Annotated in this window: 14 protein-coding genes; 10 read left to right on the top strand and 4 right to left on the bottom strand. The window is 50.9% G+C overall.

Translation table 11 applies throughout. The features are described 5' to 3' along the window. Positions 1-19: 19 nt before the first annotated feature. Together rlmI and hspQ are read left to right on the top strand one after the other, a co-directional pair. Complete coding sequence (rlmI, locus tag OGY71_RS20175) at positions 20-1,210, top strand: 23S rRNA (cytosine(1962)-C(5))-methyltransferase RlmI (RefSeq protein WP_008784294.1); 1,191 nt, start codon at positions 20-22, stop codon at positions 1,208-1,210. Between the two features lie 57 nt (positions 1,211-1,267). Beyond that, positions 1,268-1,585, top strand: coding sequence for a heat shock protein HspQ (gene hspQ, locus OGY71_RS20170; RefSeq protein ID WP_003035905.1), 318 nt, complete (start codon positions 1,268-1,270; stop codon positions 1,583-1,585). Positions 1,586-1,652: 67 nt separating this feature from the next. Here hspQ and OGY71_RS20165 read toward each other — a convergent pair whose 3' ends face one another. Continuing rightward, a complete protein-coding gene (locus OGY71_RS20165; RefSeq protein ID WP_032942909.1) occupies positions 1,653-2,066 on the bottom strand; it encodes a CoA-binding protein in 414 nt (137 codons plus the stop codon). A 172-nt stretch (positions 2,067-2,238) separates the two neighbouring features. Here OGY71_RS20165 and csgI point away from each other — a divergent pair, with 172 nt between their 5' ends. Then, positions 2,239-2,901 carry a curli synthesis inhibitor gene (csgI, locus tag OGY71_RS20160; protein WP_063940600.1) on the top strand — a complete coding sequence of 221 codons (663 nt, stop codon included), beginning with the start codon at positions 2,239-2,241 and terminating at the stop codon, positions 2,899-2,901. 93 nt (positions 2,902-2,994) lie between these two features. Further along, the gene (gene mgsA / locus OGY71_RS20155) at positions 2,995-3,453 is read left to right on the top strand and encodes a methylglyoxal synthase (RefSeq protein WP_003035897.1); all 459 of its coding nucleotides are present in this window, start codon (positions 2,995-2,997) and stop codon (positions 3,451-3,453) included. Positions 3,454-3,485: 32 nt separating this feature from the next. Here mgsA and helD read toward each other — a convergent pair whose 3' ends face one another. Next, the gene (helD, locus tag OGY71_RS20150) at positions 3,486-5,540 is read right to left on the bottom strand and encodes a DNA helicase IV (protein WP_063940601.1); all 2,055 of its coding nucleotides are present in this window, start codon (positions 5,538-5,540) and stop codon (positions 3,486-3,488) included. Between the two features lie 125 nt (positions 5,541-5,665). Here helD and OGY71_RS20145 point away from each other — a divergent pair, with 125 nt between their 5' ends. Together OGY71_RS20145 and yccS are read left to right on the top strand one after the other, a co-directional pair. Further along, positions 5,666-6,112: a YccF domain-containing protein gene (locus OGY71_RS20145; protein WP_003831998.1), complete on the top strand. Its 447-nt coding sequence runs from the start codon at positions 5,666-5,668 to the stop codon at positions 6,110-6,112. An 18-nt stretch (positions 6,113-6,130) separates the two neighbouring features. After that, positions 6,131-8,284, top strand: coding sequence for a YccS family putative transporter (gene yccS / locus OGY71_RS20140; protein WP_003831997.1), 2,154 nt, complete (start codon positions 6,131-6,133; stop codon positions 8,282-8,284). On the opposite strand, the gene OGY71_RS20135 is transcribed toward yccS, so the two are convergent. Beyond that, positions 8,262-8,876: a TfoX/Sxy family DNA transformation protein gene (locus tag OGY71_RS20135; protein WP_003831996.1), complete on the bottom strand. Its 615-nt coding sequence runs from the start codon at positions 8,874-8,876 to the stop codon at positions 8,262-8,264. The genes yccS and OGY71_RS20135 overlap by 23 nt on opposite strands. 217 nt (positions 8,877-9,093) lie before the next feature. Here OGY71_RS20135 and sulA point away from each other — a divergent pair, with 217 nt between their 5' ends. Both sulA and ompA read left to right on the top strand, forming a co-directional pair. Further along, positions 9,094-9,603 carry an SOS-induced cell division inhibitor SulA gene (gene sulA, locus OGY71_RS20130; protein WP_008784287.1) on the top strand — a complete coding sequence of 170 codons (510 nt, stop codon included), beginning with the start codon at positions 9,094-9,096 and terminating at the stop codon, positions 9,601-9,603. Positions 9,604-9,960: 357 nt separating this feature from the next. Then, positions 9,961-11,007, top strand: a complete 1,047-nt coding sequence (ompA, locus tag OGY71_RS20125; RefSeq protein ID WP_126318575.1) for a porin OmpA — start codon at positions 9,961-9,963, stop codon at positions 11,005-11,007. An 88-nt stretch (positions 11,008-11,095) separates the two neighbouring features. On the opposite strand, the gene matP is transcribed toward ompA, so the two are convergent. Continuing rightward, positions 11,096-11,548, bottom strand: coding sequence for a macrodomain Ter protein MatP (matP, locus tag OGY71_RS20120; protein ID WP_003831992.1), 453 nt, complete (start codon positions 11,546-11,548; stop codon positions 11,096-11,098). A 185-nt stretch (positions 11,549-11,733) separates the two neighbouring features. On the opposite strand from matP, the gene OGY71_RS20115 reads away from it, so the two are divergent. Then, the gene (locus OGY71_RS20115) at positions 11,734-13,494 is read left to right on the top strand and encodes an AAA family ATPase (RefSeq protein ID WP_063940604.1); all 1,761 of its coding nucleotides are present in this window, start codon (positions 11,734-11,736) and stop codon (positions 13,492-13,494) included. Positions 13,495-13,562: 68 nt separating this feature from the next. Further along, on the top strand, positions 13,563-14,081 hold the full coding sequence (fabA, locus tag OGY71_RS20110) for a bifunctional 3-hydroxydecanoyl-ACP dehydratase/trans-2-decenoyl-ACP isomerase (RefSeq protein WP_003035875.1): 519 nt from the start codon (positions 13,563-13,565) through the stop codon (positions 14,079-14,081). The last annotated feature ends 84 nt before the right edge of the window (positions 14,082-14,165 follow it).

Genomic DNA, 14,165 nt, shown 5'->3' with positions numbered 1-14,165 from the left:
ATTGACAGAATAGTAAATTATGAGTGTACGTTTAGTGTTAGCCAAAGGGCGCGAAAAATCATTACTTCGCCGCCATCCGTGGGTATTTTCCGGTGCTGTCGCCCGTATGGAAGGTAAAGCCAACCTCGGTGAAACCATCGATATTGTTGACCATCAGGGTAAATGGTTAGCACGCGGCGCGTACTCACCCGCGTCGCAGATCCGTGCACGCGTCTGGACATTCGACAAGTCTGAGTCCATCGATATTGATTTCTTCACCCGTCGTCTGCAGCAGGCGCAGACATGGCGTGACTGGCTGGCGAAAAAAGACGGCCTGGACAGTTACCGTCTGATCGCCGGAGAATCCGATGGCCTGCCGGGCATTACCATTGACCGCTTCGGCAACTTCCTGGTGTTGCAGTTGCTCAGTGCGGGGGCTGAATACCAACGCGCCGCGCTGATTAGCGCTCTGCAAATTGTTTTCCCGGACTGCGCCATTTATGACCGTAGCGATGTGGCCGTACGTAAAAAAGAAGGTATGGAGCTGACTCAAGGGCCAGTAACGGGTGAGCTTCCGCCAGCCCTGCTGCCAATTGAAGAGCACGGAATGAAGCTGCTGGTTGATATTCAGCATGGTCACAAAACCGGCTATTACCTCGATCAACGCGACAGCCGCCTGGCCACGCGTCGTTATGTGGAAAATCAGCGTGTGCTGAACTGTTTCTCTTATACCGGCGGCTTTGCGGTCTCAGCATTAATGGGCGGATGCCGTCAGGTCGTCAGCGTTGACACCTCTCAGGAAGCGCTCGATATTGCCCGCCAGAACGTGGAACTAAACAAGCTGGATCTGAGCAAAGCTGAGTTCGTGCGTGATGATGTGTTCAAACTTCTGCGTGCTTATCGCGATCGTGGTGAGAAATTCGACGTAATCGTTATGGATCCGCCGAAATTTGTCGAAAACAAAAGCCAGTTGATGGGCGCCTGCCGCGGCTATAAGGACATCAATATGCTGGCTATTCAGTTGCTCAATCCGGGCGGTGTGCTGCTGACTTTCTCCTGCTCTGGGCTAATGACCACCGATTTATTTCAGAAAATCATCGCTGATGCCGCAATAGATGCTGGTCGTGATGTACAATTTATAGAGCAGTTCCGTCAGGCCGCCGATCACCCGGTGATCGCTACCTACCCGGAAGGGCTGTATCTGAAAGGGTTTGCCTGTCGCATCATGTAACTTGAAAAGTGGAATATTACCCTTACATAAAGGGTATCTATTTCCCGGGAGGTGACTATGATTGCCAGCAAATTCGGTATCGGCCAGCAGGTCCGCCATTCCCTGTTAGGTTACCTCGGAGTGGTCGTGGATATCGACCCGGAATATTCGCTTGATCAACCGTCAGCCGATGAGTTGGCGGTTAACGACGAACTTCGCGCCGCTCCCTGGTATCACGTGGTGATGGAAGACGATAATGGTCTGCCAGTGCATACATATCTGGCCGAAGCACAACTGAGTAGTGAGCTACAGGAAGAACATCCGGAGCAACCGTCGATGGATGAACTGGCGCGAACAATTCGAAAACAGCTCCAGGCCCCGCGCCTGCGCAATTGATGCTAAAACAGACCCGATGGCGATTCGCTAATCGGGCCTGTGCGTTTTGTTCGGCTACAGATCAGTCTTACTTCGCCAGTCCCAACCGCGGGATCTCAATCGCCGGGCAGCGATCCATCACCACCGTCATCCCTGCATCGCGAGCCAGCACGGCTGCCTGCTCGTTAATCACGCCGAGCTGCATCCATAGGGTCTTCGCGCCGATGGCAATTGCCTCCTGAGCAACACCCCACGCCGCTTCAGAATTACGGAAGACATCTACCATATCCACTTTCTCTGGTACATCTGCCAGCGTCGCATAGCCCTGCTGCCCCAGCAGCGTTTTTCCAGCAACCTTCGGTGAAACAGGAATAACGTGATAGCCCTGATCGAGTAAATATTTCATCACCCGATAGCTTGGACGATCGGGTTTATCGCTTGCCCCCACCAGTGCAATCGTGCGGGTTGTTGTCAAAATGCCAGCAATATCGGTCTCTTTCATCGTTTTCCTCCAGGCTGTTTAGCAAAGTGTACGACAAACCTGACTTTGCAACCATTCATCCCATACTGGCGCATGAGAGCTAAACTCAAAAATATGTCTATATGTTAGTAAACATGATTATCGAAAAATTTAGATACATCTTATACAGATATTTTCTGGACAGGAGAAACCTATGAAAGCCGGCATTGTGACAGCCTTGATTGCCCTATATTTGCCGGCAACCGTTTTTGCTACCTCTTTACGTCTGTCCAATGATATTGACCTTCTGGTACTGGACGGAAAAAAAGTCTCCAGCTCATTACTGCGTGGTGCCGACAGTATTGAGCTGGAAAATGGTCGGCACCAGCTCGTGTTTCGCGTAGAAAAAACCATTCGCCTGTCCAGCCACGAAGAACGTCTGTATATTTCGCCTCCGTTGGTCATCAGCTTTGATACCCAACTCGTCAGTCAGGTTAATTTCCACCTCCCACGTCTGAGCAACGAGCGGGATGCAACGCATTTTGATGATGCCCCGCGCGTAGAACTGCTGGATGGGGATTCCATGCCTATACCGGTTAAGCTGGATATTCTGTCAATCACGTCCACCGCAAAAATCGTAGATTATGAAATGGAAACAGAGCGCTATAACAAAGCGGCTAAGCATGCATCTTTACCGCAATTTGCCACAATGATGGCCGATGACAGTTCGCTGCTTTCCGGGGTGTCTGAACTGGATCGCGTGCCGCCTCAGTCGCAAACACTGACCGAGCAGCGCTTAAAATATTGGTTTCAACAGGCTGACGCACAAACGCGAAGTAACTTCTTACAATGGGCGGAGAAACAACCCCCATCGTGACATTTATGTTCGTATACGCATTTTTTTTGTCTTTCTCTTGCAGCGTCAAGTGCTTCCAGTACTCTGTAACAAGGTTAACTTGGGAGCTGTACTATGGAATTAACGACTCGCACATTGCCAGCGCAGAAACATATTGCGTTGGTCGCACACGATCACTGCAAAAAGATGTTGATGAGCTGGGTTGAACGCCACCAGCCATTACTGGAAAAACACGTTCTGTATGCTACAGGAACAACAGGAAACTTAATTCAACGCGCGACAGGAATGGACGTCAACGCCATGCTGAGCGGCCCAATGGGGGGTGACCAGCAGGTAGGTGCGCTGATTTCAGAAGGGAAAATTGATGTGCTGATTTTCTTCTGGGATCCGCTCAACGCCGTTCCCCACGATCCTGATGTCAAAGCCCTGCTACGCCTGGCCACGGTCTGGAACATTCCAGTCGCCACTAACGTGTCAACCGCTGATTTTATTATCCAGTCGCCAAACTTCAACGACGCAACGGATATCTTGATCCCGGATTACGCCCGTTATCTGGCAGAACGTCTCAAATAAGCGCTAAGCAGGCGGTAATTACCGCCTGCTTTTCAGGGTTTCCGGGTCACCGGAACGTCTAATTGCTTAAGCTCATCAACAAAGCATGATGGCGCGTCTTTGCTAAACAGTAGCCATACCCGATGCCGCGCACGCGTTAGCGCCACATACAGCAACCGTCTCTCTTCTGCATCAGGAAAATCTTCAACAGCCGGGAGTAACGCCTCTTCCATAATCGACTCTCGAGCCGGAGCCGGGAAACCGTCATTCCCTTCATGAAGCCCCATAACAATGACGTAATCCGCCTGCTGCCCTTTGCTGGCATGAATAGTCATAAAATCCAGCTGCAGCTTGGGCCAGCGGGTGGCCGCTTTGTCCAGGCTGGCAGGTTTGAGATGATGGTATCGCGCCAGCACCAGAATTCTCTCTTCGGCTTTCACAAAACCCGACAGCTTATCCAGCAACAGATCTAACTGGCTTTCGTCGAGCAACGTGACGGCTTTTTTATCACCGGTCGCCAGACTGTTCAGCGGTTTTTTGAGCTGGTGTGGGTTTTGCTGGATAAACTGGTTTGCGACTTCGCCAATACGGCTATTAAAACGGTAAGTCGTATCCAGATTACAGCTATCGCCCTCACCAAAATTTTGCTGAAATGCGGTTGTCAGAGAAAGCTGTGCTCCGCTGAACCGGTAAATGGCCTGCCAGTCATCTCCCACGGCAAACAGCGTAGTCTGCGAGTTTTGCTTACGCAAGGCGGCTAACAGGGCGGCGCGCTGAGGGGAAATATCCTGAAATTCATCGACCAGAATATGTTTCCACGGACTGATAAACCGCCCCTTCTCCAGAATGACAATAGCCTGATGGATCAACCCGGAGAAATCGACGGCATTCTCATCCTTCAGGGCACTCTTCCAGGCCTTGAGCAGCGGCGCCATTAGCTTTATGCGTTTACTGAACAGATCACGGATCTCCTCCGGAGCATTAGCAATCATCTCCGCCTGCGCTCCGCCATGCATTCGCATCAAACTAACCCAGCGATCCAACCGGGAAGCCAGACGACGCTGTAATTTTTCGTCATCCCAGAAGTTACCTTCGGGTACAGACCACTGCATTTCTTCTTCTAACCATTGTCGCCAGCCTTTAGCCTGAGCCTTTTTCTCGCTGCACTGCTGACGCCAGGTTGTTATAAAGAGTTTGTTGCGCGCGATAGCATCATTTTCAAACTTGCTCACCGTTGGAACTTTTTTGCTACCTTGCGAAATAATGTGCAACGCGAGTGAATGGAACGTCCGTGCGGTGACCTCATCCGTATGCAGACGATCACGGATGCGGTCATCCATCTCCTGGGCTGCTTTGCGTCCAAACGCCAGCAACAGGATCTGTTCTGGTGCAGCTTCTCCTCGTGCAAGCAACCAACCCGCCCGGGCAACCAACACAGATGTTTTACCGCTTCCAGCACCTGCAAGTACCAACAATGATTGCTCACCATTCACCACCGCGCGCGCCTGAGCAGGGTTCAACGGCGAAGATTCAATATGCTGGAAAAACTCGGCATACTCTTCCAGCATTGCATCGGTGTACGCCTGATTGTGCTGTAAGCGACAGGCTTCAATGTCTTTCAACCATGCCTGGCATTGACGTAACGCCTCCCGGCAATTTTCAAATTCCTCCAGCCGATTAACCGGGAGCGGTAACGCGGCAAAGGCACGGCGAATCTGCTGCTGCAGCCCTGACGTTTGTTCGCGCGTCAGCCATTTACTTTCACTAGTACGCGCCTCTATCGCATCCAATTGCTGCTGTAAAACCCCGGCAGCAATGTCACTCATTTCCTGGCTCCACTGTTGCCAGAGCGCATTCAAATGATGATGGAAGCGCTGGGTTTCCGCCCACTCTGTACCGTGAAGACGAACCACCTTCTCATCCGGGAGTACAAACTCCAGCTCGCCCCATACCAGGCCGCGTTTGCAATGAATAGCCAGTAACTGATTGAAGGGAATAAGATACTCGTGACGATCGCCGGAAACTTTAATCCCGGCATTGAGAATAACGGCCCGATCGTAAGGGTGTTGTGCCAGACGTTTTCCAAGAGAAGTTGCTTTCAGTTCCATAAGACTCAAGCGGATCCACACGAAGAGGTTTGCTTATCAGTGTAACCGCCAGAGAAAACGTGCTCCAGCCCAAAAAAACGTTACAATTGCCGAATTCACAGAAAACCAGAGTTAACCGAGGGTTTATGCGTACTGTTCTGAATATTTTAAATTTTGTGCTTGGGGGGTTCGCCACCACCCTTGCCTGGTTACTGGCAACGCTGGTCAGTGTCGTGCTTATTTTTACTTTACCCTTGACCCGTTCATGCTGGGAGATAACCCGACTTTCGCTGTTTCCCTATGGTAACGAAGCGATTCATGTCGATGAACTGAATCCGGCCGGTAAAAGCGTCCTGTTAAATACCGGCGGCACCGTGCTCAATATTTTCTGGCTGATTTTCTTCGGCTGGTGGTTGTGCCTGATGCACATTATCTCTGGTATTGCCCAGTGCATAACGATTATTGGTATTCCGGTTGGCATTGCAAACTTTAAAATCGCTGCCATTGCGCTCTGGCCGGTGGGTCGCCGTGTGGTTTCAGTAGAAGTTGCCCGTGCAGCGCGTGAAGCCAATGCGCGTCGTCGTTTTGAATAATCAGGACCGATGGCCTTTATGTTAAGTCCTCTGCTCAAACGCTATACCTGGAACAGCACATGGCTGTACTACGTGCGGATTTTTATCGCGCTATGCGGCACAACAGCGCTGCCCTGGTGGCTGGGCGATGTCAAGCTGACCATCCCTCTCACGCTGGGCATGGTCGCTGCCGCACTTACCGATCTGGACGATCGTCTAGCAGGCCGACTACGCAATTTAATCATCACACTGGTGTGCTTTTTTATTGCCTCAGCCTCCGTTGAACTGCTCTTCCCATGGCCATGGCTGTTTGCTATTGGGTTAACGCTTTCCACCAGCGGCTTTATTCTGCTGGGGGGATTAGGTCAGCGCTATGCAACTATTGCTTTTGGTGCATTGCTGATCGCCATTTACACGATGCTGGGCACCTCGCTTTACGATCAGTGGTATCAACAACCAATCCTGCTGCTCGCTGGCGCTATCTGGTATAACCTGCTGACGCTCACCGGACATCTTCTGTTCCCCATCCGCCCCTTACAGGACAATCTGGCACGCAGCTACGAACAGTTAGCGCACTACCTGGAACTGAAATCGCGTCTTTTTGACCCCGACATAGAAGATGAAAGCCAGGCACCGTTGTATGATTTAGCTCTCGCGAATGGCCAACTGATGGCAACGCTGAATCAGACTAAAGTGTCGCTGCTGACCCGCCTGCGCGGTGACCGTGGACAACGGGGAACACGTCGCACGCTACATTACTATTTTGTGGCGCAGGATATTCATGAACGCGCAAGCTCCTCACATATTCAGTATCAAACGCTACGCGATCATTTCCGTCACAGCGATGTGATGTTCCGTTTCCAGCGGTTGATGTCGATGCAAGGGCAAGCCTGTTCACAATTATCTCGCTGTATTTTATTGCGCACGCCTTACCAGCACGATCCGCACTTTGAGCGAGCCTTCACCCATATAGATGCTGCACTTGAGCGCATGCGCGCCAGTGGTGAACCTGCCGACCTGCTCAATACGCTGGGTTTTTTACTGTCAAACCTACGGGCAATCGACGCGCAGCTTGCTACCATCGAATCCGAACAGGCTCAGGTACTCTCGCGCAATGAGTCTGAAAATCAGCTTGCCGATGACAGTCCCCATGGATTCAGTGATATCTGGTTACGTCTGAGCCGTAATTTCACCCCTGAGTCTGCTCTGTTTCGCCATGCCGTTCGCATGTCGTTAGTACTCTGTGTTGGTTATGCCATTATCCAGATAACCGGCATGAATCACGGATACTGGATCTTGCTGACCAGCCTGTTTGTCTGTCAGCCAAACTACAACGCCACCCGACATCGCCTGGCGCTCAGGATTATCGGCACGTTGGTTGGGATTGCCATTGGTTTACCGATCCTGTGGTTTGTGCCCTCTCTCGAGGGGCAACTGATACTCCTGGTGATCACTGGCGTACTGTTTTTTGCCTTTCGCAACGTCCAGTATGCGCATGCCACCATGTTTATCACGCTGCTGGTGTTACTGTGCTTTAACCTGCTCGGCGAAGGTTTTGAGGTTGCGCTGCCGCGTGTCATCGATACGCTAATTGGCTGTGCTATCGCCTGGGCTGCTGTCAGTTTCATCTGGCCAGACTGGCGTTTTCGTAACCTACCACGGGTAATTGAACGGGCGACTGACGCTAACTGCCGCTACCTTGATGCAATTCTCGAACAATATCATCAGGGTCGTGATAATCGTCTGGCCTACCGTATCGCTCGCCGTGATGCGCATAATCGTGATGCTGAACTCGCCTCCGTGGTATCAAACATGTCGAGCGAGCCGGATGTCACGGCCCAAACCCGCGAAACGGCGTTCCGTTTACTGTGTCTCAACCATACGTTTACCAGTTATATTTCTGCGCTAGGCGCACATCGCGAACAGTTGACCAATCCAGACGTTTTGGCATTGCTGGATGACGCTGTTTGCTATGTTGATGATGCCCTTCACCATCAACCCGCTGACGAGCAGCGTGTATACCAGGCGTTAGAAGGGCTGAAGCAGCGAATTCAGCATCTGGAACCACGCCCGGACAGCAAAGAGCCGCTGGTCGTTCAGCAAGTTGGGCTATTGATCGCTCTGCTCCCGGAGATCCGGCGATTACAGCAGCAAATTGACGTGCTGCCGTCTAATACCCCGGTTCCGGCGTAAGAGAACTTACCCACTCAACCAGCTCCTGGCGACGCGTCGCCGGGAGCGCGGCTTCATGTATCCCCCCTACCGCGCCTTCAAGGGCATAGAGTACTTTTACCGTCAGAGCCGGGTTATTTTGCCGAAGTTTCAGCCAGCACATTTGTGCTCCCAACGATCGCATGGTCCCCTCATCTTTAATTCCAGCTTCATTCAGCAGAGTCTCCAGATGAAACGTCATATTCGGCAATTCCCGCAGACGATGCTGGGCAAAGCGACTTTGTTTCTCCTTAACCGCAGCATCCAACGAATATCGCGATAACGACACCAGCTGCTGCTGGTTTTGCCACAGGGCATCGTTCACCTGGTAATAATTAAGTACAAGAGGACGTCCGCGCTTAATAAATGTCAGCCAGACAGGAGAATTTTGTACACAATACTGGGCGCTCTGCTCACAGGCGCGAAGATACAGCTCACCATTAGCGACCATGGCAAAGACCGTATCGCCAACCGTCAGACTGTAGCCACCAAACAGTGAGCGATAGTGAATTGTCCCCAGAGAAGCCAGATATTCCTGCGATTTATAGATCCTTGCATAAGAAAGCTCTTTCATAAAAATCCTTTTTAAATCATAACGTAAGCAAATGATTTTCAGTAGCGGATCCGTTAATGACGAAAATAGGCAACTTATGCGTATGGGGCAAGATGAATTTTATTTTTCCCGTGACGACGACTAAAAATTGCGAACCTGTTTCCGAAAATAAGGTTGATCTTTGTTGATGGCAGGGTTACTGTATATTCATACAGTAACTCACAGGGCTGGATTGATTATGTACACTTCAGGCTATGCAAATCGTTCATCGTCGTTCTCTTCCACATCAAGCAACATTGCGCGCGTTTCATCAGAGAACGCAACCGCTGGGCTTATCAGTGAAGTTGTCTATCGCGAGGACCAGCCCATGATGACACAACTGCTGCTGCTTCCCCTGCTGCAACAGTTAGGGCAACAATCACGCTGGCAGCTGTGGCTAACGCCTCAGCAAAAATTAAGTCGGGAGTGGGTGCAGTCAGCTGGACTTCCATTGACGAAAGTCATGCAAATTAGTCAGCTCTCCCCCTGCAATACGCTGGAATCAATGATTCGTGCGCTACGCACGGGTAATTACAGTGTTGTCATTGGCTGGCTGGCGGAAGAATTAACGGAAGATGAACATGCCGAACTGGTCAAAGCGGCTGATGAAGGTAATGCGATGGGTTTTATCATGCGTCCGGTTCGCGCCCAGACACTTGCGGGGAGACAGCATTCCGGGCTAAAAATTCACTCGAATTTGTATCATTGAGTAAAATTAGGATTTATCCTGGAATTTTTTTTCATCTCTCAATTTGTCTTTGAGCTGTAATGTGTTTTTCGTCTGAACGCTTGTCAGAAGCGGTTTTCAGGATATCCTCAGTACATTTATTCAGCTATAAATGTTAAATATTGTGTATACAAGCCTTTTTTTTTCATATGCCTGACGGACTTCACACTTGTAAGTTTTCAACTACGTTGTAGACTTTACATCGCCAGGGGTGCTCGGCGTAAGCCGCAGATATCGGTAGAGTAACTATTGAACTGGTCCCCGGGTGAAGGATTTAACCGTGTTATCTCTCTTCGGAGATATTCATGGCGAATTTTGGATGATAACGAGGCGCAAAAAATGAAAAAGACAGCTATCGCAATTGCAGTGGCACTGGCTGGTTTCGCTACCGTGGCGCAGGCCGCTCCGAAAGATAACACCTGGTATACTGGTGCTAAACTGGGCTGGTCTCAGTTCCATGATATTGGCAACAACCGTATCGACAACAACGGTCCGACCCACGAAAGCCAACTGGGTGCCGGTGCGTTCGGTGGTTACCAGGTTAACCCGTACGTTGGTTTTGAAATGGGTTACGACTGGTTAGGCCGTATGCCATACAAAGGCAGCGAGCAGAATGGCGCTTTCAAAGCTCAGGGCGTTCAGCTGACCGCTAAACTGGGTTACCCAATCACTGACGATCTGGACGTTTATACCCGTCTGGGTGGTATGGTTTGGCGTGCAGACGCTAAAAACAACACTGGCTTCAAAGACCACGACACTGGTGTATCCCCAGTATTCGCTGGTGGCGTAGAGTATGCAATTACTCCTGAAATCGCTACCCGTCTGGAATACCAGTGGACCAACAACATCGGTGACGCGAACACCGTTGGCGGTCGTCCAGATAACGGTCTGTTGAGCGTTGGTGTTTCTTACCGTTTCGGCCAGCAGGAAGAAGCAGCTCCAGTAGTTGTTGCTCCGGCTCCGGCTCCAGAAGTACAGACCAAGCACTTCACTCTGAAGTCTGACGTTCTGTTCAACTTCAACAAAGCAACTCTGAAACCAGAAGGCCAGCAGGCTCTGGACCAGATGTACAGCCAGCTGAGCAACCTGGATCCGAAAGACGGTTCCGTAGTGGTTCTGGGCTTCACTGACCGCATCGGTTCTGACGCTTACAACCAGGCGCTGTCCGAGAAACGTGCTCAGTCCGTTGTTGATTACCTGATCTCTAAAGGTATTCCTTCTGACAAAATCTCTGCACGTGGCATGGGTGAATCCAACCCAGTTACTGGCAACACCTGTGACAACGTGAAAGCTCGCGCTGCACTGATCGACTGCCTGGCTCCGGATCGTCGTGTTGAGATCGAAGTTAAAGGCATCAAAGACGTTGTAACTCAGCCTCAGGCTTAAGTTATCGTCTTATAAAAAACCCCGCCATGCGGGGTTTTTTTTCATCTTTTTTCATCCAAAGTAAGCCACGTGTTAAACCAGCCGACCGCTACTCTTTTCCCAGCAACGCCTGTAAATCCTGTTTCAATGTCGACATTTTGTTCGCGTACTTCTCTTTATGCTCTGCGTCTTCAATTAGCTGCACAATAGTTTCAGAAAGCGTTTTTCCGCGCCGCTGCGCAAGACCAGCCAGACGCTGCCAGACCATGAACTCCAGATCGATGGATTTCTTCCGGGTATGCTGATGCTCAGCATTAAAGTGCCGCTTGCGCCTGGCACGTATGGTTTGTTTCATACGATTAAGCAGCGCAGAATTCATGTGTTCTTCAATCCAGGCATTAACCCGAACCGGTTCATTTTCGAGGGTTAGCAATAAATCAACGGCTTCTTTGGCAGCGCTGGCCTCGACGTAACGGGTGATTAATTCCCCCTCACGATGCTTCTTCACCAGATACTTCCATTTCCAGCCGCTTTCAAGGTTTTCAAGTTGTTGATATTTCATTGCGATCTCAATGTTACCGTGTAACTCTTATCAGAATATCAGCTTTTTCGGCATCTGAAGAAAAGAATATCCAGCCTGTGAACTGCCGCGCGTCATCACAACCGTTTCACGGCGCTTTCCAGGTGTTTAGTGGTGAGGGTTACGGTATAATCTCGTTTTTTACAACAGACTAAAAAACATCAACTTTGACCATTACGAAACTTGCATGGCGTGATCTGGTTCCTGATACCGACAGTTATCAGGAAGTATTTGCACAGCCGCACGTCACTGACGACACCGACACCTTACTTAGTGATACTCAGCCACGTTTACAATTCGCGCTAGAGCAGCTTCTTCAGCACTGGACAACATCCTCGTTCATGTTGGTAAAAGCACCGGAAGAGCTTGAGTATCTCAACCTTATTGCAAAGGCTGCACGTCCCTTGCACACGGATGCAGGAAGCCTGACCGGCGGTCATTACGACATCTCCGGTCACACTATTCGTTATCGTACAGCTGAGAAAGCGGAAGACAATTTTGCGACGTTGACGCAGGTGGTCAGCGCTGACTGGGCCGAAGCCGAACAACTGTTTGGCTGTCTGCGTCAGTTCAATGGAGAAATTACGCTGCAGCCAGGTCTGGTACATCAGGCCAATGGAGGTGTGCTGGTTATCTCATTGCGCACGCTGTTGGCCCAACCTCTGTTGTGGATGCGCCTGAAAGCCATTGTCAGCCACGAACGTTTTGATTGGGTAGCTTTTGATGAGTCTCGCCCGCTGCCTGTCTCCGTTCCCCCTATGCCGCTTAAACTGAAAGTTATTTTGGTGGGTGAGCGTGAATCGCTGGCGGATTTCCAGGACATGGAACCAGAGCTGGCTGAGCAGGCCATTTACAGCGAGTTTGAAGATAATCTGCAGATAGTGGATGCCGAAACCATGACGCAATGGTGTCAGTGGGTCACGCATACCGCCATACGCAATAATTTGCCCTACCCCGCTCCTGATGCCTGGCAGGTTCTGATCCGTGAAGCCGTTCGCTATACCGGTGAACAGGATACATTGCCGCTTAACCCGCTGTGGATCACCCGACAGTTCAAAGAGGTGGCTCCGTTATGCGAGGGCGAAACCTGCAACGCTGAGCAGTTCAGCCTGATGCTGGCTCAGCGCGAATGGCGTGAGGGATTCCTGGCTGAACGCATGCAGGATGAAATTCTGCAAGAGCAGATCCTTATCGAGACAGAAGGCGAGCGTATTGGCCAGATCAACGCCTTGTCGGTAATTGAGTTTCCAGGCCACCCACGCGCATTTGGCGAGCCTTCTCGTATCAGTTGCGTCGTGCATATTGGCGACGGCGAGTTTACGGATATTGAGCGCAAAGCCGAGCTCGGCGGAAATATTCATGCCAAGGGTATGATGATTATGCAGGCGTTCCTGATGTCGGAACTCCAGCTTGAGCAACAAATCCCCTTCTCTGCCTCACTGACCTTTGAGCAATCTTACAGCGAAGTGGACGGTGACAGCGCGTCTATGGCAGAACTGTGCGCATTGATTAGCGCCCTCGCCGACGTTCCTGTTAATCAAAGTATCGCCATTACAGGTTCTGTCGATCAGTTTGGTCGGGCACAACCTGTCGGTGGTCTGAATGAGAAAATTGAAGGTTTCTTCGCCATCTGCCAGCAGCGCGAACTGACAGGCACACAGGGCGTTATCATTCCTTCGGCTAACGTCAGACACCTCAGCCTGCAGCCTGCGCTGCTACAGGCCATAGAAGAAGAAAAATTCACTATCTGGGCGGTGGACGACGTGACTGATGCGCTGCCACTGTTGTTAAATCTGGTGTGGGATGGCGAAGGCCAGACAACGCTGATGCAAACCATTCAGGAGCGTATTGCCACGGCAACGCAACAGGAAGGTCGTCACCGTTTCCCATGGCCGCTACGTTGGCTGAACTGGATTATTCCGAACTGATCGGACTTGTTCAGCGTACACGTGTTAGCTATCCTGCGTGCTTCAATAAAATAAGGCTTACAGAGAACATGGTAGATAAACGCGAATCCTATACGAAAGAAGACCTTCTTGCCTCTGGTCGCGGTGAGCTGTTTGGCGCTAAAGGGCCACAACTGCCAGCACCAAGCATGCTGATGATGGACCGTGTCATCAAGATGACCGAAACCGGTGGCAACTTTGACAAAGGTTATGTTGAAGCTGAACTGGATATCAACCCGGACCTGTGGTTCTTCGGTTGTCACTTTATCGGCGATCCGGTGATGCCGGGCTGTCTGGGTCTCGACGCCATGTGGCAACTGGTTGGATTCTATCTTGGCTGGCTGGGCGGCGAAGGTAAAGGCCGTGCGCTGGGCGTAGGCGAAGTTAAATTCACCGGCCAGGTTCTGCCGACCGCGAAGAAAGTCACTTACCGCATTCACTTCAAACGCATCGTTAACCGTCGCCTGATCATGGGCCTGGCAGATGGTGAAGTGCTGGTTGATGGTCGTCTGATCTATACCGCAAACGATCTGAAAGTGGGTCTGTTCCAGGACACTTCCGCGTTCTAATCCAGAACTGCGAAGCAGCCAGACATTAACGTTTCCCCGTTTTTTCAGGTGTGCAAAAAGGCGAAACCTCCGCTCTGCGGAGGT

It is taken from the genome of Citrobacter sp. Cpo109, assembly GCF_030332565.1.
Classification (GTDB): Bacteria; Pseudomonadota; Gammaproteobacteria; order Enterobacterales; family Enterobacteriaceae; genus Citrobacter; species Citrobacter portucalensis.
Note: the sequence above shows the minus strand (reverse complement) of the source record. Positions and strands in the feature narration are given on the sequence as shown.

What these genes read in the sequence shown, in the direction of transcription:
- sulA (WP_008784287.1), top strand. Translation starts at nt 9,094, where the DNA reads ATGTACACTTCAGGCTATGCAAATCGTTCATCGTCGTTCTCTTCCACA.
- ompA (WP_126318575.1), top strand. Translation starts at nt 9,961, where the DNA reads ATGAAAAAGACAGCTATCGCAATTGCAGTGGCACTGGCTGGTTTCGCT.
- mgsA (WP_003035897.1), top strand. Translation starts at nt 2,995, where the DNA reads ATGGAATTAACGACTCGCACATTGCCAGCGCAGAAACATATTGCGTTG.
- yccS (WP_003831997.1), top strand. Translation starts at nt 6,131, where the DNA reads ATGTTAAGTCCTCTGCTCAAACGCTATACCTGGAACAGCACATGGCTG.
- fabA (WP_003035875.1), top strand. Translation starts at nt 13,563, where the DNA reads ATGGTAGATAAACGCGAATCCTATACGAAAGAAGACCTTCTTGCCTCT.
- OGY71_RS20165 (WP_032942909.1), bottom strand. Translation starts at nt 2,066, where the DNA reads ATGAAAGAGACCGATATTGCTGGCATTTTGACAACAACCCGCACGATT.
- hspQ (WP_003035905.1), top strand. Translation starts at nt 1,268, where the DNA reads ATGATTGCCAGCAAATTCGGTATCGGCCAGCAGGTCCGCCATTCCCTG.
- OGY71_RS20135 (WP_003831996.1), bottom strand. Translation starts at nt 8,876, where the DNA reads ATGAAAGAGCTTTCTTATGCAAGGATCTATAAATCGCAGGAATATCTG.
- rlmI (WP_008784294.1), top strand. Translation starts at nt 20, where the DNA reads ATGAGTGTACGTTTAGTGTTAGCCAAAGGGCGCGAAAAATCATTACTT.
- matP (WP_003831992.1), bottom strand. Translation starts at nt 11,548, where the DNA reads ATGAAATATCAACAACTTGAAAACCTTGAAAGCGGCTGGAAATGGAAG.
- csgI (WP_063940600.1), top strand. Translation starts at nt 2,239, where the DNA reads ATGAAAGCCGGCATTGTGACAGCCTTGATTGCCCTATATTTGCCGGCA.
- helD (WP_063940601.1), bottom strand. Translation starts at nt 5,540, where the DNA reads ATGGAACTGAAAGCAACTTCTCTTGGAAAACGTCTGGCACAACACCCT.
- OGY71_RS20145 (WP_003831998.1), top strand. Translation starts at nt 5,666, where the DNA reads ATGCGTACTGTTCTGAATATTTTAAATTTTGTGCTTGGGGGGTTCGCC.